The sequence below is a fragment of the Pedobacter jamesrossensis genome (assembly GCF_042650905.1).
In the GTDB taxonomy this organism is placed as follows: domain Bacteria; phylum Bacteroidota; class Bacteroidia; order Sphingobacteriales; family Sphingobacteriaceae; genus Pedobacter; species Pedobacter jamesrossensis.
The window spans coordinates 1-19,315 of the sequence record NZ_JBHSBY010000013.1 but is presented as its reverse complement, the minus strand read 5'-3'; the positions used below and the strand labels follow the sequence as shown (position 1 = coordinate 19,315).

The following is a 19,315-nucleotide window of genomic DNA, read 5'->3' as shown; positions in this document are numbered from 1 at the left end:
CTTTCAAAACTTTTTGAAAGTTTATTTTTCCTGAAACTTAATATCGTTTAATATCTTCTCCCAATCTTTACCTTTTACATTTATTTTAGAAAGTAGTTCCGATTGTTTTTTATCAAAATAAACGGAGAGTTTTAAAACTGGTAAAGCTAGTAATGGTTCAAACATTGTTCCTGCTGCAAAACCAGGTTCATTGTTTTTTGCCCTATCCCGGTCGAATTTAACTGTGGTATTTACATACTCCTCATGCTGTTTTTCTCCCTCAATGTATGGAATAAGCCAATCAACAGATTTTTTAATCGAAGCGCCTTTTGGAGATTCGTAAGTGTAGAAATTTTCACCTCTGGCACGCTTAATTAGTAAAGCCAGCTTTAACATGGGTTCCAAATCATAAATATGATAATGCATCGCATCTCGTTCCTTAAAATCAAGACTTGTTCCGTCGGCATTCAAATTAACTTCAATATGTTTTTTAAATCGGTCAGTTGTCCAGTTTTTAAATTCTTGATTATTTAAGGCATAACCAATCTCCCCAACAATTTTTAGGCGATGTGCATTCCAGTTATTTATGCCCGTACCCACATTTCTATTCATTCGTTTACTATTTATCTCTGCTAAAGCGGTACGATTTAACCAATCTGAAATTAAAAGTCTATCATTATCCATTAAATCCGATTTAATTAAATCGAAACCTTCAATTGCTTTATCCAAATTAGTATCATCAATCGGATCGCCATTTGGCTGGTTAGTTTTTGCCCAGGCTTTTAGAAATTCAACCGATTTATTTAGGTAATTCTTATCGCCATTAATTTTGTATTCTAATGCTAATGCAAAGATTTTATACATATCCCTAAGTGCGATACTTGTTTTTTCTTTTTTTGGATTGCCTTTCAATAAACCTTCTGTGCGTATAGTATCAACAGGATTGGGTTGTTCTTTTAAGAAATTTGATGCATTTTTTTTAAAGTTTGAATATAACTTTTTTGTTTTTTCATCTTTGCTGATTTCAATCTTTAGGCGTTTAATTTCAGAAGGATTTAAACTTACTACTTGTGCAAAAACAGGTGATAGCAAAAGACTAAAAATTACTGATAAAAACAATGTTTTCATGCGGCTTATTAAATTGTTTATACGATGTTTAAACAAATCTAAATTTTTTAATGCGAAGGCTTTCAATTTATTCCTTTAATATACCGTTCAATTTTTTATTTTTGACATTCGTTTAAACTTAAACAACCCTTAATGAATAACTGGTTTAAAAACAATGGCACCCATTTAGCCATTATTGCAATTTTTGTAGTCATTTGCTTTGCCTACTTCAGTCCTGTTTTGCAGGGTAAAGCGCCAATGCAGGGCGATGTTTTGCAGGCCAAGGCTATGCAAAAAGAGATTATGGATGTTAAAGAAGCAACCGGAAAAGGACCGCTTTGGACTAACCAAATGTTTGGTGGCATGCCTGCATATCAAATTTGGGTTCAATATCCCCTAAATATTACAACTTATGGTATCGATGTAATTAAAGGTGTTTTTCCTGATCCGGTTGGAACGGTATTGCTTTACCTATTAGGGGCTTATTTACTCTTTTGTGTTTTAAAAGTAAACCCATGGCTTGCAGCCGCTGGTGCGGTTGCATTTGCATTTACCTCTTATAATTTTATCATAATTGCCGCCGGGCATAGTAATAAAGCTTTAGCTATCGGCTTTTTTGCTCCTATTTTAGCTTCTATAATTTTAACACTAAGAGGCCGATATTTAGTTGGCGGAAGTTTATTAGCCTTGTTTATGGCATTAGAAATTCGCTCAAATCACATCCAGATGACGTATTATTTGTTTATTGCGTTGTTTATTTTGGGGTGTATTGAATTATATCATGCAAAAAAGGCAAAACAACTACCTGCATTTGGTAAATCTGTAGCCTTTATTTTTGGAGGTATTTTTCTGGCCGTTTTAGTAAATGCAGGTACTTTATGGACAACCTACGAATATGGTAACGAAACAATTCGTGGTAAATCGAACCTTACAACAGATAAAGCTGAACCAGCAAATGGTTTGGATAAAGCATACGCATATCAATGGAGTCAGGGTGTTGGAGAAAGTTTTACTTTTCTTGTGCCAAATTTATATGGCGGCGCTAGTGGCGGTGCTTTAGATCCAAAAGGGGAATTTGTTAAAATTTTGCAAGACGGAACTGTTTCTAATGCATTAGGGCCAATTTATGGTGAAAATACCGGACAAGCCGTTAACGCAATCGCTCAAAATGTTGGCTCGCAATATTGGGGAGATAAGCCAGGTACTTCCGGGCCGTATTATTTTGGTTCTATCATTTGTCTTCTTTTTGTTTTCGGCTTATTTATTGTAAAGCATCGCTGGAAATGGTGGGTTTTAGGTACAAGTGTTCTATTGCTATTACTTTCATTTGGCTCTAATTTTCCGTTAGTTTCCGATTTGTTCTTTAACTATTTGCCAGGCTACAATAAATTCAGAGCGGTAGAATCTATCTTGGCTGTTGTTGGCTTATTGGTTCCTTTATTAGCGATTTTAGCGATTAAAGAGGCTCAGGATGGAGCTTACGACCAAAAATATTTAGTTAAAAGATTAACCTGGTCTGCTGCAATAACTGGTGGTTTCGCATTAATAATTGTAATTGCACCAACAGTATTTTTTGGTTTCAGAAGCTCAAACCAAGGAGAGGTTACTGCCTGGTTAAATCAAATTACCCAAAACAATGCGGCACTTACCGCTAAAATTACCGATGCAATTGTTGCCGATAGGGTTTCTTTAGCAAGAGCCGATGCCTTGCGTACGCTTTTATTCGTTGCTATTGGATTTGGATTAATCTGGGCTTTTATAACCAAAAAGATGAATATGCAACTTGTTTTTGGTTTGTTGGCTTTAGCGGTATTAATAGATTTATGGCAAGTTGATCGTCGCTATTTAAACAATCAAAACTTTGTTAATAAATCGGATTTGACTGACCATTACAAAGCAAGAGATGTAGATAATTTTATATCGGCAGATAAGGATCCAAATTTCAGGGTTTTCGATTTAACACTTGGCGATCCATTTAAAAGTGCAGAAACCTCATATTTTCATAAAACGGTTGGTGGTTTTCATTCGGCAAGGTTAAAGCGTTTTCAGGAATTAGTTGATAACCAATTAACAAAAAGCATTAACCAGGATGTTTTGGATATGTTGAATACCAAATACATAATTACGCAAGATCAGCAGACTGGTTCTTACAAAATGCAACGTAATGCTACTGCTTGTGGTAATGCATGGTTTGTAGAAAGTGTACAATATGTTAAAAATTCTGATGAAGAAATGAAGGCCATTAGTAGTTTTGATGCCAAAAAAGAGGCAATAGTAGATCAGAGCTACAAAGGCTTAATGGACAGCAAGATTTTAGGTACAGGACAGGAGGGTTTTATCAAGCTAACGAATTATACTCCAGATCACTTGACATATGAATATTCTACCGCTAAAGACGTGATTGCAGTTTTTTCTGAGATTTACTACAACAAAGGCTGGAAAATGTACATCGATGGTGTAGAAAAACCTTATTTCAGGGCCGATTACGTTTTACGTGCAGCCCAGTTAGAAGCTGGAAATCATAAATTAGAGTTTATATTCCACCCAACTTCTTATTACGTTGGCGAAAATATTTCGTTAGCTGGTTCAATTCTTTTAGTTGTAGGATTAGGCTTTGGTTTTTACACAGAAAACAAAAAGAAAAAAGCAGTAAAAGCTTAGTTTTCCTTTATAGTATTTTAAAGCCCATAAGCATCGTTTATGGGCTTTTTTTATTTATCGGAATTCCAAAAATTGTATTTAAAATTCAGTAATTCGTAAATCTGGTAATTAATCATTTTAAAGCAACTTTAACATACTTTATCACTTTAGTGAAAAATTTAACAGTCCCGTAACATTTGGTTGATAAACAGTGTCTTACATTTGTATTATAAATCAGATATTATGTTGGAATCATTTTTTGCCATCTGTCTATTGATTGTTATTATTTATTTTTTTAGCCCCTTTGAGGTAAAACTCGATGAGGAAGAAGAGTGGTAACATAGCTTCAATCTGTTTAAACTGCTTAATTCAGGCGGTAATAAAATTCGCTCCCCTAAAAATTCCCTTTTATGGATAAAAGAAATGTCGATGTAGTCGTTATATCCGACGTGCATTTGGGTACCTATGGTTGCCATGCTAAAGAGCTTTTAAAATATTTAAAAAGCATTAAGCCTAAAACGCTTATTTTAAACGGAGATATTATCGATATCTGGCAGTTCAGTAAAAGTTACTGGCCCGAGTCGCACATGAAAGTGATTCGTAAACTGATGAAATTTGTATCAGAGGGTGTTGAGGTTCATTATTTAACTGGTAACCACGACGAAATGCTGAGGAAGTTCGATGGAATGGAAATGGGCTCATTCCATTTGGGTAATAAATTAATTATGGAACTCGATGGTAAGAAAGCCTGGTTTTTTCATGGCGATGTTTTCGATGTAACCATGCAGCATTCTAAATGGTTAGCTAAAATGGGTGCGGTTGGTTATGATACGCTAATTTTGATTAACAGCTTTGTGAATTGGCTGCTTAACGCTTTTGGAAGAGAGAAAATGAGTTTTTCCAAAAAGATAAAAGCTAGGTTTAAAGATGCCGTTAAGTTCATAAACAGTTTTGAACAAGTTGCCGCAGAACTGGCGGTGGAAAAGGGATATGAATATGTAGTTTGCGGTCACATCCATCAACCAGAGAAAAGAGAAATTAATGTAGATAATGGGAAAGTTACTTACTTAAATAGTGGCGATTGGGTAGAAAGTTTAACTGCGCTTGAATATAATGAGCAAAAATGGAGCATTTTCAAGTATGAACATAAAGACTTTGTTAAGGATGAAGTTGATGAAGGAATTTTATCTGATGCGGAAGATTTGAAAAGTAAATTAGATATTAATTTACTTTTACAGAACATAAAGTATGAAATTGCCCGATAATTTTAGATATTCGGCTTTAATAAATGAAGATACTTTACGCAATACAGGGAACCGGAAACGGTCACATCAGCAGGGCAAGGGAAATTATTCCCTTACTTCAAAAATACGGCGAAGTTGATATTTTAGTCAGCGGAACACAGGCTGATGTAAAACTGAGCCAACCCGTTAAATATCAGTTGCATGGTTTCAGCTTTATTTTCGGTAAAAAGGGTGGCGTAGATCATTTCAAAACATGGCTTAGTATGAATCTTTTCCGTTTTAGAAAAGACATGAAGCAAATTCCGGTAAAAGACTATAACCTCATCGTAAACGATTTTGAACCTGTTAGTGCCTGGGCATGTAAACTGCAAGGTGTGGAGTGTGTGTCACTAAGCCATCAAGCCGCATTTAAATCAAAAAAGGTGCCCCGGCCTAAAACTATAGATTGGGGAAAGGTTATTTTAAGTCATTACGCCCCAACAAAATATCATATTGGTTTCCATTTCGATAGGTACGATACTTTTATTCATACCCCGGTTATCAGAGCAGAAATTAGAAGCTTAAAAAGCGAAAATTTAGGACATTATACCGTTTACCTGCCTGCTATAGATGATAAAAGACTCGTTAAACTTTTGATACAAATTCCCGGGGTTAAATGGCAGGTCTTTTCTAAGCATAACAAAGAAGCTTATCAGGAAGAAAATGTTTTTGTAGAGCCTGTTAACAATGAAAAGTTTAATAAAAGTTTGGCAACCTGCGAGGGACTTTTAACGGGAGGAGGTTTCGAAGGACCATCTGAAGCACTTTATTTAGGCAAGAAACTACTTGTAGCACCAATGCGGTTTCAATTTGAACAGCAGTGCAACGCTTATGCCCTAAAGCAACTAGGGTTGCCGGTTATCTGGGGTAGCAATAAAAAGTGGCTCCCAATAATTAAAGATTGGGTTTCAAATCCTCAGAAACATCAATTTGATTTTCCGGATGAAACTGCGCAAATCATCGACGATATGGTTAAGAAATACGCAAGAGTTTAAGTTTTAGCCTTTCAGCTTTCAGCTTTTTATCTTTACTTTGCCTACTCTTAAAAAAGGCATGATTAATCAGTTCAGAAAATTAAATCCGGTTAACCTCATTTTGCTATTGGCTTACACATTTGTGATGCGTATTGTCATTTTTTATGAAACACCGGCCCATCTGAACTTCGATTTCCTTGAGCCTTTTGCCAGGTTATTAATTTCTATTGATTTAGAAAATGCATTCTCAGCTTCTGCAAACATTTTCTTTGCCGCTATTCTTGTTTTTATTCAAGCTTTAATTTTTAACAGGATAATTAACAATCATAATTTACTGACAAAACCAAGTTTTCTGCCAGCATTAATGTACATAACAGGAGCAAGTTTGTTTCTGCCTTTTATGATTTTAACACCTGCCTTAGTGTGCAATTTCTTTTTAATATGGATAATTGATAAGTTTTTAAAGCTAAGCAAAAGCCCAAATGCTATAACTACTGTATTTGATATCGGAATGATTATCGCCATTGGAACATTAATTTATTTTCCATTTATGGCCATGTTATTAATGATTTTTCTTTCGCTTTTACTTTTTCGTTCTTTTAACTGGCGGGAGTGGGTAGCTGGTTTGATCGGCTTTTTAACGGTATTCTTTTTTCTTGCTGTGTTTTATTACTGGAAAGATAATTTAAACTCATTTTATCAGATATGGAAACCACTTGGGAATAAGTTCCCTTCTGTTTTTAAAATAAATTATAACGATTACCTGGTTTTGATTCCGGTAGCGGTAATTATTATTTTGGCTTCTTTACAACTTCGGGAAAACTTTTTCAGGAGTTTTATCAGTACAAGAAAAGGTTTTCAAATGCTATTCTTCATGTTTTTAGTATCTGCTGTATGTTTTTACCTAAAGCCTAATTTTCGTATTTGGCATTTCCTGCTTTGTGTGCCTCCTGGAGCTGTACTTTTAGCGTATTATTTTAGTAACGCAAAAAAGCGGTGGTTCTACGAAACACTATTTTTACTGTTTGTAGTTTCTGTGCAGTACTTTCTGTTTGTTTAACCTTTTTTAACAAAATGATACCTCGAAACTTGGTAAAGATTAATAGCTTTGTGCCATGATTGTGGAGTTTTGCAATTATTAATACATATTTGTGATAATCAGATAATCGATTCTTATTTAGATAAATGCATAATTTAAGTATTGATATAGGTAATACTACCACAAAAATTGCCGTTTTTTCAGGTAAGGAAATTATATTTTATCAACGGATTAGTAAAATTACGGTTGATGATTTAAAACCTTTACTTGCAGAGTTTGAAATTAAAAAATCGATAATCAGTACCGTCGATGAAGAAATCCTTCAACTGGAGGATTTTCTAAAGCAAAAAACAGAATATATTCGTTTTTCGGCCTTACTGGGTAATGGTGTGCAGAATAAATATAAAACGACTGCTACATTAGGTTTGGATAGATGGGCGGCTGTTTTAGGCGCTAATGGAATTTTTGAAAAACAAGCTTGTTTGGTAATTGACGCAGGAACTTGCATTACCTACGATTTGCTAAATAAAAAAAGTGAATATTTCGGCGGAAGTATTAGCCCCGGGATTACCATGCGGTTTAAAGCGGTACACGAGTTTACCGGGCGTTTACCTTTGGTAAGCTGGAGCGAAGAAGACCAGATACCCGAAGGAGAAAATACGGAAACGGCCATAAAAAATGGTGTCTTGCAAGGGGTTATTAATGAAATTGAAGGGTTTATTGCCCTAAATAATATAAAAGAAAGTGCCTTAAAGGTTATTATAACAGGTGGTGATGCCGTTTTTTTGTTTAAGCAATTACAAAACAGCATCTTTGCGCCTCAAATAATTAAAGATCCTTACTTGGTATTAAAAGGATTAAATGAAGCTATTGCAGATTAAAATGTACAAAAGAATAAATTATATTACAGCCATACTCGTTCTAGTTTGTGGTTTCAGTGTTCAGGCACAGGTTACAACTTCATCTCCTTATTCAAGATATGGGTTTGGAAATGTTAAAGGTTCTTTACTTCCGCAACTTAGGGCAATGGGTGGTATTTCTACCGCAGTAAATAAGGTTAATGGATTTAATTACATTAACATGCAAAACCCGGCATCGTATTCTGGTATAACACTAACAACAATCGATCTTGGTATGAGCGCTAATTTAAGCAGTTTATCAAGAGGAGATGTAAAAGAAAGCAAATTCAATTCAACCTTTAGTCATCTTGCATTTGCAATTCCTGTTAGCAGACGCTCGGCTATTAGTTTTGGTATTTTACCATATTCTGATTTAGGTTATAGTTATAAAAATTCGGTTAAAATAGATACGATGTCCGTTGATCAGCTTTACGAAGGTGAAGGCGGTTTATCTAAAGCATATTTTGGATATGGTCATCGTTTTGGCGATCACTTAAGCATTGGTGGTAACCTAGAATATATCTTTGGTAATTTGATTACAACCAGAGCAACTGAATATGCTGATGCTGGAGCCTTAAATTCAAAACTACAAAACAAGAACAGTGTAGGTGGTTTAAACTACTCTTACGGGATACAGTATAATTTTAATATTGCGCCTAAAACAGTTGTTACTTTAGGTTATTCAGGTAGTAGCTCTGGTAAAATAAACTCAAACCAATCTTACTTCGCAACCGTTTATACACGAGATGTAAATGGTAATGAAAATACCGCCTTAGATACTCTAAATTCTGTGATAAGCGCTAAATCAAGCATTAAGCTGCCCATGTCTCATAATTTTGGTATTTCGATACAGCAAACAGATAAATGGTTAATCGGAGCCGATGTTAGAACAAGCAAATGGTCTGATGTTAGCATTAATAATGTTAATCAGGGCTTACAAAATAGTTATGGTGCATCAATTGGTGGCCAGTTTACACCAGACATTACCTCTTATAATAGTTATTTTAAGCGTGTTGATTATCGCTTAGGTTTCAATTATGATAAAACCTATATCAAGATAGGTAATCAGGATATTAAACAAATGGGCGCTTCATTAGGATTTGGTTTTCCTCTTCCTTCTGCTAATGGCCTGTCTTTTTACAAAATTAACTTTACAACAGAATTTGGCCAGCGAGGCACACTTACCAATAACCTGGTTAAAGAGAAATTCATAAACTTCCATTTAGGCTTTACCTTAAACGATACCTGGTTCCGTAAGTACAGGGTAGATTAATGACATTAAAGGCATTTTTATATGGCTTTGTTCTTGGGGTACCATTATTTTTGGTTTCCTGTGGAGATGATGACCTTAAAAAAGCAAGTGCGATTAGTAATCAGAAAGTTGTTTTAAACCGAGATCGGACACTAGGTGTCGAAATCATCTACAGCGACTCTGCCCGTGTTAAAGCAAAAGGTAATGCGCCAATTATGGATAAGGTTACCACAGATAACGGGGGCTCTTATCAGGAAATGATTAAAGGCGTTAAAATTGATTTTTTCAATGTTAACCAGCCTGGGGTTGTTGATGGTACATTGATTTGCGATTATGCCATCAGGCGTGATCAGGAGATGAAAACCTTTTTCAGAAAGAATGTAATTGTAAAAAATGCCAAAGGCGATACCTTTTCATCCGAGGAGCTCATCTGGGATGAATCAAAAAAAATTTTTTTCTCTAAACAGAACGTTACAATCAAAACGACCGATGGCAATATTCTCAACGGCATAGATTTCGAAGCACCACAGGATTTTAGTACCTATACAATAAATACAGCTACGGGTCAGGCGGTATTAAAGGACGAAATTGTGCCTTAAAAAAGCCTTTTTTTTGCTTCGCTATTTGCTTAAAAATTAAACAGTTGATAAATAAAATTTTGTGTTTTCTTTTTTGAGGCAAATTTGTATCTTGCGCCCTCTTAAAAAAAACTAAATAATATAAAGTACAATATGGGATTAATGACATTTTTGCGTAACCGTGCAGGCTATATACTTGTGTTTGCTATTGGTTTTGCAATTGTTGCATTTTTAGTAGGTGATGCAATTAACGTGGGTAAGCCTTTTTGGGCCGCTAACCAAAAAACAGTAGGTTCGGTTGATGGAAATGATATCAGTATTGATGATTTCGGGCCAAAAGTAGAGCAAGGTTTAAATCAATTTAAACAACAATATGGCGGTAGTGCAAATGCACAAATGCAGGCAATGGCTGTAGATCAGGCATGGAATGCAGAATTAGCCAACGTATTGTTAAATAAAGAATACGAACGTTTAGGTTTAACCGTATCTGAGGATGAATTGGTTGACTTGTTAGTTGGTCAAAATCCAAGTCCTCTAATTAAACAATACTTTACCAACCCTCAAACAGGTCAGTTGGATCGTATGCAGTTAAACAGCTTTTTGAAATCTAAAGAGCCGCAGGCACAAAGCCAGTCTGCCATGTTACAAACCGAGGTTAAAAACCAAACATTACAACAAAAATATTCAAACTTAATCCGCAATTCGGTTTATGTTACTTCTTTAGAAGCAACTGATGAGTATACTAACCGTAACAAACTGGCTAACTTTAAATACGTTAATCTTGATTATACAAGTATTTCTGATGCTTCTGTTAAGTTAACAGATGCTGATTATTCAGAATACTACGATCAAAACAAGGCACGCTTTAACAACCCTTCAGAAACACGTACTTTCGAATATGTTGCTTTCAGTATCAAACCAACTAAAGCAGATTCTGCAGCAGTTAAGGCACAAATCGAAAAAATTGCCGCCGATTTCAAAGTAGCAGCAAACGATTCGCTTTTCGCAGCAATTAATTCTGATGTTAAAGTTCCATACACTTATTTACCAAAAGGAAAATTAGATCCTGCAATTGATTCGGCTGTGTTCTCTTTACCTGCAGGTAGTTTTTATGGCCCCGCTTTATCAGGCAATTCTTACAAAGTAATTAAGGTTGTTTCAAGTCGCTTCTCTCCAGATTCAGTAAAAGCAAGTCACATTTTAATCGACCCGGCTAAAGTTGGTGGCGAAGAGAATGCAGTTAAATTAGCAGATTCTTTAAAGGGTTTAGTTTCTAAAGGCGGCAGTTTTGCTGAGTTAGCTAAAACATATAGTGTTGATGGTTCTAAAGATAAAGGTGGTGAGCTTGGTACATTTGCTCGTGGTGCAATGGTTCCAGAATTTGAGAACGCTGCGTTCGACGGCAGTACCGGAGATTTAAAAGTTGTTAAATCTCAGTTCGGTATTCACTTAATTAAAATTGAAAAACAAATTGGTTCTTCTAAAGTAGCTAAGTTAGCCTATGTAGAGAAATCTTTAGCGGCAAGTAGTAAAACACAAGCAGCAGCATATAAAGCGGCAAGTAATTTCTTAGCCGATGTTAAGGGAAATGACTTTGCTAAATTAGCAGAGAAAGATAAATTGAAAGTTTCTGTAGCAGATAAAATTACAGCAACCCAAGGTTTCGCTCCAGGTTTAGATAACCCTCGTAAACTAATTCAGGCTGCTTATGCTGCAGATAAAGGTGATGTTTTACCTGAAATCTACACCATGGGCGATGGATATGTTGTAGCACACTTAACTGATGTTAAACCTAAAGGTACATTACCATTAGAGGCTGTTAAAAAAGAAATCCAGCCAATGGTGCTTAATGCTGCGAAAGCAAAATTATTAAAAGCCAAATTTGAAAGTGCTGGTAAGGGCAGTTTAGCGCAAATTGCCTCTAAAGTTGGCCGTACTGTAATGCCCGTTCAAAACATTGTTTTTGCAAACCCTATTATTCCGGGTGTTGCTCAGGAAAATACATTAGTAGGCTCAGTATTCGGTTCTCAACCAGGTAAAGTTTCAACTCCGGTAAATGGCGAACGTGGCGTATATGTTTTCACTGTTGATGGATTCTCAAATCCTGCACCAATTGCAAACATGTTTAAGCAAAAAGAAACGATGATGTTAAATTTAGGTCAGCGTTCTTTAGGAGCAGCTTTCCAAGCTTTACAAGATAATGCTAAGATAAAAGACAATCGCGTGAAATTCTATTAATTAGAAATTGCGTAATTTTGTAACCGTTCCGATGTATAGTCGGAACGGTTTTTTTATTTAAACGCCATGGAAATTCAGGAAAACTTCGTTAATAAAGTCGCAAATAGTGGTTTAATATCTTTAAATCTGGAAGAGTATTATCATCCAGGTGAAAGGGTTGTTTATGATATCAAAGAAAACCTTTTTCATGGTTTAATGCTTAGAGAGAAAGATTTCAGGGAATTTATTAAAACACACGACTGGTCGCAGTATCAGGATAAAAACGTAGCCATTATCTGTTCTGCTGATGCCATTGTGCCAACCTGGGCTTATATGTTACTGGCAAACCGATTAAAACCTTTTGCCAACGAAGTTGTATTCGGTGGGCTCGATACTTTGGAAGCTATGCTGTTTACCAAAGCATTGGCTAAAATCGATCCTCAAGCCTATGCCAATGAACGTGTGGTGGTTAAAGGTTGTGGCGATATAGAGGTTCCGGTTTCTGCTTATGTAGAAATTACTAATTTATTAACGCCTGTAGTTAAAAGTATTATGTTTGGCGAGCCTTGCTCAACTGTGCCCGTATACAAGCGTAAAGATTAATTTTGGTTATCAGGTAAGGATGGCTGCAAAGGAATCGTTTATTATGCAGATATTCACAAAATTGAAACACACAAAGCAAATGAAAAAGTTATTTTTAATTTTAACTGCTACGCTCAGTATGCTCATCGCTTCGGCGCAGCAGCTGCCCGTAAAGAAAGATGCCGTTTTCCAGGAAGGTGAAGTATTAAGCTATAAATTAAAATATGGCTTTATTACCGCTGCAGAAGCAACAATAAAAGTTCAGAATTCTGATTTAAAATTTGATAACAAACCAACCTATAAATTAACCGTTGATGCACAAACCTCCGGAACATTTGATGTTTTCTATAAAATAAGGGATCATTACGATTCTTATATTGATAAAACAGATTTGTTACCTTATTTCTATCAGGAAAATATAAGAGAAGCCAGTTATAAAAGACAAGATAAAGCAAGGTTTAACCAGGATGCCAAAAAAGTAGTATCGAATAGAGGAACTTTTACAACGCCTACTACTCAAACATTTGATTTAGTATCTGCTTATTATTTTGCCCGAAGCCTTGATATAACAAAACTTAAAACAGGCGATAAGTTTAAACTAAATTATTTTCTTGGAGATGAAATTTCTGCCCTCGAAATCGAATATATCGGGAAAGAAATAGTTAAAAGTAAACTTGGTAATATTCGATGCTTGAAATTTAGTCCTTCGATTAAACCAGGTAGAATTTTTAAAAAGGATAGTCGTTTGTACCTTTGGGTTACCGATGATGGAAATAGAGTGCCTGTGAAAGCACAGGTTGAGATTTTAGTTGGTGCAGTAACGATGGAATTGAAATCTGCCTCGGGTTTAAAATATGCTTTAGCAAAAGAGTCATGATGATAGAAGTTGAGCAAGTGCTGGTGCACGAAGATGTGTTAAAAGAGAATTTTGTTTGCAATTTAAGTAAGTGCAAAGGAATTTGTTGCGTTGAAGGTGATTCTGGTGCGCCATTGGATAATGATGAAAAAGCAATTCTGGAAGAGATTTATCCTAAAATTAAACACCTCTTAAACGAAAAAGGCATAAAAGCAATAGAAGAGCAAGGCACCTATGTTGTTGATGAAGATGGTGATTTAACCACGCCTTGCGTAGATAAAAATAAAGAATGTGCATACGTGCTGTTTGAAGGCGGCATAACAAAATGTGCCATTGAAAAGGCATACGAACAAGGTATTGTAGATTGGCAAAAGCCCATTTCCTGTCATTTATATCCAATTCGAATTACTAAATACCCAGAGTTTGAAGTTTTAAATTACGACAGGTGGCACATTTGCCACGATGCATGTACTTTTGGACGTGAATTGAAAGTTCCCGTTTACAGCTTTTTAAAAGGACCACTTATCCGTAAGTATGGTGAAGAGTGGTATAAGGAATTAGAAAGTTCTGTTGCAGCAATGTAATTGAAAGCAGATTAATTTGGGGCATAACTCCGTTAATGCAATCAATATCTTATTTATAATATCAATTTTAGTAAAAAACTAAGAGTTGACCATTTAATATATGAGTCCATTTAAGCTTAGGTTTCCTTAGATGGTTAAAACATATATCATCCTGAAAGGAGCCGAAGGATACTATAATTTGTTATTGCGAGGTCTTTGTATGAGCGAGCCAAAGCAATCTATTTTTGCAAAAATCTTCATTCAAATCTTATCATCCTGAGCGCTTGGAAAACTAAATATTAGCTTGACTATTCACTTCTTAAATCGTCTTTTCGAGCTAAGCGGAGAACCACGAAGTGCTCCGTTTTCAATAAGGTTTTGGAAATAGTTTGCCAAATTTTTGTAAGAAATAATCAGTCATGAAGACCAAGTCAAAAAGCATAATAAGTTGTTTATGTGTAATATCTATCTTATTTTAGCGGATTGAAAAAAACATTTATCCTCATAAAGTGAAAAAAATCTTAATTACCGGTGGTGCCGGCTTTATCGGTTCACATGTTGTGCGCCGTTTTGTAAATAAATATCCTCAGTACGAAATCGTAAATCTTGATAAGTTAACCTATGCAGGAAACTTAGCAAATTTAACAGATATAGAAAATAAACCTAATTACAGATTTGTTAAGGAAGATATTACAGATGCGGCTACGATGAATGAATTATTTAAAGTGGAGCATTTTGATGCCGTGATTCATTTGGCTGCAGAAAGTCATGTGGATAGATCAATCACGGATCCTACTGCATTTGTAATTACCAATGTAATCGGGACTGTAAATTTATTAAATGCTGCACGCGAATACTGGAAAGGTGATTATGATAAAAAGCGTTTTTATCATGTAAGTACAGATGAAGTTTATGGTGCATTGGGTGAGGAAGGCATGTTTACAGAAACAACTGCTTATGACCCACATAGTCCGTATTCTGCATCGAAAGCTAGTTCTGATCATTTCGTACGTGCTTATCACGATACTTACGGAATGGATTGCGTCATTTCAAATTGTTCAAACAACTATGGTTCACATCACTTTCCGGAGAAATTGATTCCACTTGCGATTAATAATATTAAAAATAATAAACCGGTTCCGGTTTATGGCAAAGGCGAAAATGTTCGCGATTGGTTGTGGGTAGAAGATCACGCGCGTGCAATTGATGTGATTTTCCACAATTCTAAAACCGGAGATACCTATAACATCGGCGGTCATAATGAATGGAAAAACATCGATCTGATTAACCTGCTTTGTAGCATAATGGATCAGAAATTAGGACGTGAAGCAGGTGAATCTGCTAAATTAATTACCTATGTAACCGACAGAGCCGGGCATGATTTACGTTATGCAATCGACTCTTCGAAATTGCAAAATCAATTAGATTGGGTACCTAGTCTTCAATTTGAGGAAGGTTTAGCCAAAACGGTAGACTGGTATCTTCAAAATGAGGGTTGGTTAAATGATGTTACTTCCGGGAACTATCAATCTTATTACCAACAGCAATACAATACTAAATAATGGAGATTCAGGAAACAGGATTAAAGGATTGTGTAATTATCAAACCCCGGGTTTTTGAAGATGCGAGGGGTTATTTCTTTGAAAGCTTCAATAAAAAAACTTTTGAAGACAAAACAGGGATGTCTGGCGAGTTTGTTCAGGATAACCAGTCTTTCTCTTCTTATGGTGTTATCAGAGGGCTTCATGCCCAATCGGGTGAGTTTGCACAGGCTAAATTGGTTAGGGTAATAAAAGGCGAGGTATTAGATGTTACGGTAGATATACGCCCGGGTTCGCCCACCTATGGGCAGCACATTTCGGTAAAACTAAGTGCAGAAAATAAACTGCAACTATATGTACCGCGTGGGTTTTTACATGGCTTTTCAGTTTTAAGCGAAACCGCTGAGTTTTTCTATAAATGCGATAATTTCTATAACAAAGCTTCAGAAATTGGGGTGATGTATAACGATAAAGACTTAGCTATCGATTGGATGATTCCATTTGATAAAGAAGCTGTTTCGGAAAAAGATTTAATCTTAAACAGTTTTTCTTCTCTAAAATAATATGAGCAAAATCGTAGTAATTGGCGCTGGTGGACAGCTGGGGCAATGCCTTAGAACAGTTGCAGAGCGTCGTGGCATTTCTGAAATTGTATTTCCTATAGAGCAGGAAGCCAATATCCTGAATGAGGAACTCTTAAATACGCTTCTTGAAAAAGAGAAACCACAATTTGTTATTAATTGTGCGGCCTACACTGCTGTAGATAAAGCTGAAGATGAAGTTGATTTATCGAAAGCAGTTAATGAAACAGGGGCAGCTCATTTAGCCCGGGCCTGTAAGGCAAATGGAGTTGCCTTAGTTCATGTTTCAACCGATTTTGTGTTTGAAGGCAATGAGGTTAAACTTTTGAAAGAGGATGATGTTGCAAATCCGATAAATGTTTACGGTGTAACCAAACTGGATGGAGAAAAAGCAGTAACCGATATCCTGGAAGCCTATTTTATCCTTCGTACAAGCTGGCTGTATTCGGAATATGCAAATAATTTTGTGAAAACCATGCTGAAACTTGGTGCTGAACGCGATGAATTGGGTGTTATAGCGGACCAGGTGGGTACACCCACTTATGCTATCGATTTGGCGAATGCAATTTTTGATATCATCGAATCTGAAAGTAAAATCTACGGTATTTACCACTATAGTAATGAAGGGGTAACCTCCTGGTTTGATTTTGCAAAAGCCATATTTGATATCAGTAAAACTTCGGTTAAGGTTAATCCAATCCCTGGGTCGGCCTATCCTACAAAAGCCAGGCGCCCTGCCTTTTCTGTTATGGATAAATCAAAAATAAAATCTACTTTTAATATAGAAATTCCTTACTGGAGAGATAGTTTGGTCGACTGTATTAAACAATTAAATAAATAATAATTTTAACGAAGCATAGATTTGAGAATACCTCAAATCTCAAATTTAATATCTAGATATGAAAGGCATAATACTAGCCGGTGGTAGCGGAACCCGTTTACATCCATTAACCTTAGCTTGCAGCAAGCAAATGATGCCGGTTTACGATAAACCGATGATTTATTATCCATTATCGACTTTAATGCTTGCTGGTATTAAAGAAATTTTAATTATTTCTACCCCTCACGATTTGCCAAATTTCGAGAAGTTACTTGGCGATGGAGCTTCTTTAGGCTGCAAATTTAGTTATGCGGTTCAGGCAGAGCCTAATGGTTTGGCGCAAGCCTTTGTAATTGGCGAAGAGTTTATTGGAAAGGACAAAGTTGCACTGGTTTTGGGTGATAATATCTTTCATGGCGATGGAATGGCGAAATTACTACAAGCCAGTTCAGATCCGCAAGGGGGCGTTGTTTTTGCCTATCAGGTTTCTGATCCGGAACGCTATGGTGTTGTCGAATTTGATGAAAATAAAAATGCAATTTCAATCGAAGAAAAACCTGAAAAACCAAAATCAGATTACGCTGTACCCGGCTTATATTTTTACGATAACGAAGTTGTTGAGATAGCTAAAAACATTAAACCCTCTCCTCGTGGAGAATACGAAATTACAGATATTAATAAAGTTTATTTAGAAAGAGGTACTTTAAAAGTTGGCGTTTTATCTCGTGGTACCGCCTGGCTAGATACTGGAACTTTTACCTCATTAATGCAAGCCGGACAGTTTGTTCAAATTATTGAAGAACGCCAGGGCTTAAAAATAGGTTGTATAGAAGAAATTGCCTACCGCATGGGCTTTATCAATGCAGAGCAGCTTAGGGCAATAGCAACTCCATTAGTTAAAAGTGGTTATGGTGCTTATTTACTCAAACAAATTAAATAATTTAAATTAATGCAACCTTGGGTTGCTTTTTTGTTTTATACCCCCTCACGCTTTGGAATTAGTCCGTCACTGCGGACTTTTCTGCGTCGTGCTTAGCTTGTACAAGCACGATTTTTACCCCACGCTCTGTGCTTGCCTCGCCTCATTGGCGGCGAAGACCTAGTCCTTTTGGCTTGGCCCAAAAAGGACCAAAAACCCAAGGCTTGAATCTTTTGTCGCATTAAGCTAGCGAAATCTCGTGAGCGGTAATTTGAGGCTAGACCACACACATACCCTTGCAGCTGCAAATTCCCTTGTTAGTGAAAACTGTCAATTACTGCACAGATTTCACTGCTTTTTGCTTCCAAAATCTTCTATGCCAGAAACCCACCGCCTAAAAACATTTATGTCATCCTGAGCGGAGTCGAAGGACACTAACCATAACTCGTCATTGCGAGGCCTGGAATTGAGCGAGCCAAAGCAATCTCTTTCATCTGCTCCAATCAATTGCCACCCCAAGCCCTATAGACTTTTCTGCGCCATGCTATCCCCCTTTGGAGGGGGTAGGGGGAGGATTTATCTTTAATATAGGTTCTTCATCTGCTAGACCGTCATTGCTAGGCCCGGGATTGAGCGAGTCATGGCAACCTTTCTCGTTCCTCAAATCATTTGTCGTGCTTAGCTTGTACGAGCACGATTTTTCTATATTTCTTTTACCCCACACTCTGTGCTTGCCTCGCCTCATTGGCGGCGAAGACCTAGTCCTTTTGGCTTGGCCCAAAAAGGACCAAAAACCCAAGGCTTGAATCTTTTGTCGCATTAAGCTAGCGAAATCTCGTGAGCGGTAATTTGAGGCTATCCCTAATCACATTCCGTTGCAGCTGCAAATTCCCTTGTTTGTGCAAGCCGTAAACAACTGCACAGATTTCACTGCTTTCTGCTTCCAAAATCTTCTATGCCGGGAACCCACTGCCTAAAAACATTTATGTCATCCTGAGCGGAGTCGAAGGACACTAACCATAACTCGTCATTGCGAGGCCTGGAATTGAGCGAGCCAAAGCAATCTCTTTCATCTGCTCCAATCAATTGTCACCCCAAGCCCTATAGACTTTTCTGCGCCATGCTATCCCCTCTTTGGAGCTAATCTTTACACACATCTTTATATTCCATTATTTGCGCGTAAACTATAAATTGTTGGTTAAACTTATCTAACCCCTCTTTGATTGTGATATATCCTGGTGGACCATGAGATTTATATCCACTCCATCCTGCCAATCTAGCTAACAACCACGTGGCCCAGGCCCAATGTCATTAAGTTAAGGATTTTTATATTGCATCTTTTTGATTTTTATTTACTTTAGGTTTCACTCTGGCTCTGAGCTTATCCTTATTCCTTTGATTTGTTCGGTTATTTCTTATTGGTATTGTATTTTTTAGAAAAAGCTCCTGCAGTTCGCGGAAAATAGTTTCTAAAGGCTGGCTTTC

General features: G+C 36.5%; 16 protein-coding genes. 15 read left to right on the top strand and 1 reads right to left on the bottom strand.

Features of this window, described 5'->3' with window-relative positions; genetic code table 11:
* Nucleotides 1–21: 21 nt before the first annotated feature.
* A complete protein-coding gene (locus ACFOUY_RS01890) occupies nt 22–1,107 on the bottom strand; it encodes an alginate lyase family protein (protein WP_378958749.1) in 1,086 nt (361 codons plus the stop codon).
* A gap of 132 nt (nt 1,108–1,239) precedes the next feature.
* Between ACFOUY_RS01890 and ACFOUY_RS01885 the strand changes: the two genes are divergently transcribed.
* From ACFOUY_RS01885 to rfbA, 15 genes are all read left to right on the top strand, one after another.
* Nucleotides 1,240–3,747, top strand: a complete 2,508-nt coding sequence (locus ACFOUY_RS01885; protein WP_378958748.1) for a YfhO family protein — start codon at nt 1,240–1,242, stop codon at nt 3,745–3,747.
* Between the two features lie 389 nt (nt 3,748–4,136).
* Nucleotides 4,137–4,991: a UDP-2,3-diacylglucosamine diphosphatase gene (locus ACFOUY_RS01880; protein WP_378958747.1), complete on the top strand. Its 855-nt coding sequence runs from the start codon at nt 4,137–4,139 to the stop codon at nt 4,989–4,991.
* 23 nt (nt 4,992–5,014) lie between these two features.
* Entirely contained in the window at nt 5,015–6,004 is a 990-nt protein-coding gene (locus ACFOUY_RS01875) for a glycosyltransferase family protein (protein WP_378958746.1), read from the top strand.
* 58 nt (nt 6,005–6,062) lie between these two features.
* Nucleotides 6,063–7,043: a DUF6427 family protein gene (locus tag ACFOUY_RS01870; RefSeq protein ID WP_378958745.1), complete on the top strand. Its 981-nt coding sequence runs from the start codon at nt 6,063–6,065 to the stop codon at nt 7,041–7,043.
* Nucleotides 7,044–7,168: 125 nt separating this feature from the next.
* The gene (locus ACFOUY_RS01865; RefSeq protein ID WP_378958744.1) at nt 7,169–7,903 is read left to right on the top strand and encodes a type III pantothenate kinase; all 735 of its coding nucleotides are present in this window, start codon (nt 7,169–7,171) and stop codon (nt 7,901–7,903) included.
* Between the two features lies 1 nt (nt 7,904).
* Nucleotides 7,905–9,194, top strand: a complete 1,290-nt coding sequence (locus ACFOUY_RS01860; protein ID WP_378958743.1) for a hypothetical protein — start codon at nt 7,905–7,907, stop codon at nt 9,192–9,194.
* Nucleotides 9,194–9,772, top strand: coding sequence for a hypothetical protein (locus ACFOUY_RS01855; RefSeq protein ID WP_378958742.1), 579 nt, complete (start codon nt 9,194–9,196; stop codon nt 9,770–9,772). Before ACFOUY_RS01860 ends, ACFOUY_RS01855 begins: the two co-directional genes overlap by 1 nt.
* Before the next feature lie 132 nt (nt 9,773–9,904).
* Nucleotides 9,905–11,989: a peptidylprolyl isomerase gene (locus ACFOUY_RS01850; protein ID WP_378958741.1), complete on the top strand. Its 2,085-nt coding sequence runs from the start codon at nt 9,905–9,907 to the stop codon at nt 11,987–11,989.
* Nucleotides 11,990–12,055: 66 nt separating this feature from the next.
* A complete protein-coding gene (locus ACFOUY_RS01845; protein WP_378958740.1) occupies nt 12,056–12,571 on the top strand; it encodes a DUF2480 family protein in 516 nt (171 codons plus the stop codon).
* Nucleotides 12,572–12,650: 79 nt separating this feature from the next.
* Nucleotides 12,651–13,427: a DUF3108 domain-containing protein gene (locus tag ACFOUY_RS01840; protein ID WP_378958739.1), complete on the top strand. Its 777-nt coding sequence runs from the start codon at nt 12,651–12,653 to the stop codon at nt 13,425–13,427.
* Nucleotides 13,427–13,990, top strand: coding sequence for a DUF3109 family protein (locus tag ACFOUY_RS01835; RefSeq protein ID WP_378958804.1), 564 nt, complete (start codon nt 13,427–13,429; stop codon nt 13,988–13,990). The genes ACFOUY_RS01840 and ACFOUY_RS01835 overlap by 1 nt, the downstream gene beginning before the upstream one ends.
* A gap of 488 nt (nt 13,991–14,478) precedes the next feature.
* Nucleotides 14,479–15,531: a dTDP-glucose 4,6-dehydratase gene (rfbB, locus tag ACFOUY_RS01830; protein WP_378958738.1), complete on the top strand. Its 1,053-nt coding sequence runs from the start codon at nt 14,479–14,481 to the stop codon at nt 15,529–15,531.
* Nucleotides 15,531–16,073: a dTDP-4-dehydrorhamnose 3,5-epimerase gene (gene rfbC / locus ACFOUY_RS01825; RefSeq protein ID WP_378958736.1), complete on the top strand. Its 543-nt coding sequence runs from the start codon at nt 15,531–15,533 to the stop codon at nt 16,071–16,073. Before rfbB ends, rfbC begins: the two co-directional genes overlap by 1 nt.
* A 1-nt stretch (nt 16,074) precedes the next feature.
* A complete protein-coding gene (gene rfbD, locus ACFOUY_RS01820) occupies nt 16,075–16,932 on the top strand; it encodes a dTDP-4-dehydrorhamnose reductase (protein ID WP_378958735.1) in 858 nt (285 codons plus the stop codon).
* Between the two features lie 58 nt (nt 16,933–16,990).
* A complete protein-coding gene (gene rfbA / locus ACFOUY_RS01815) occupies nt 16,991–17,851 on the top strand; it encodes a glucose-1-phosphate thymidylyltransferase RfbA (protein WP_378958734.1) in 861 nt (286 codons plus the stop codon).
* Nucleotides 17,852–19,315: the final 1,464 nt, after the last annotated feature.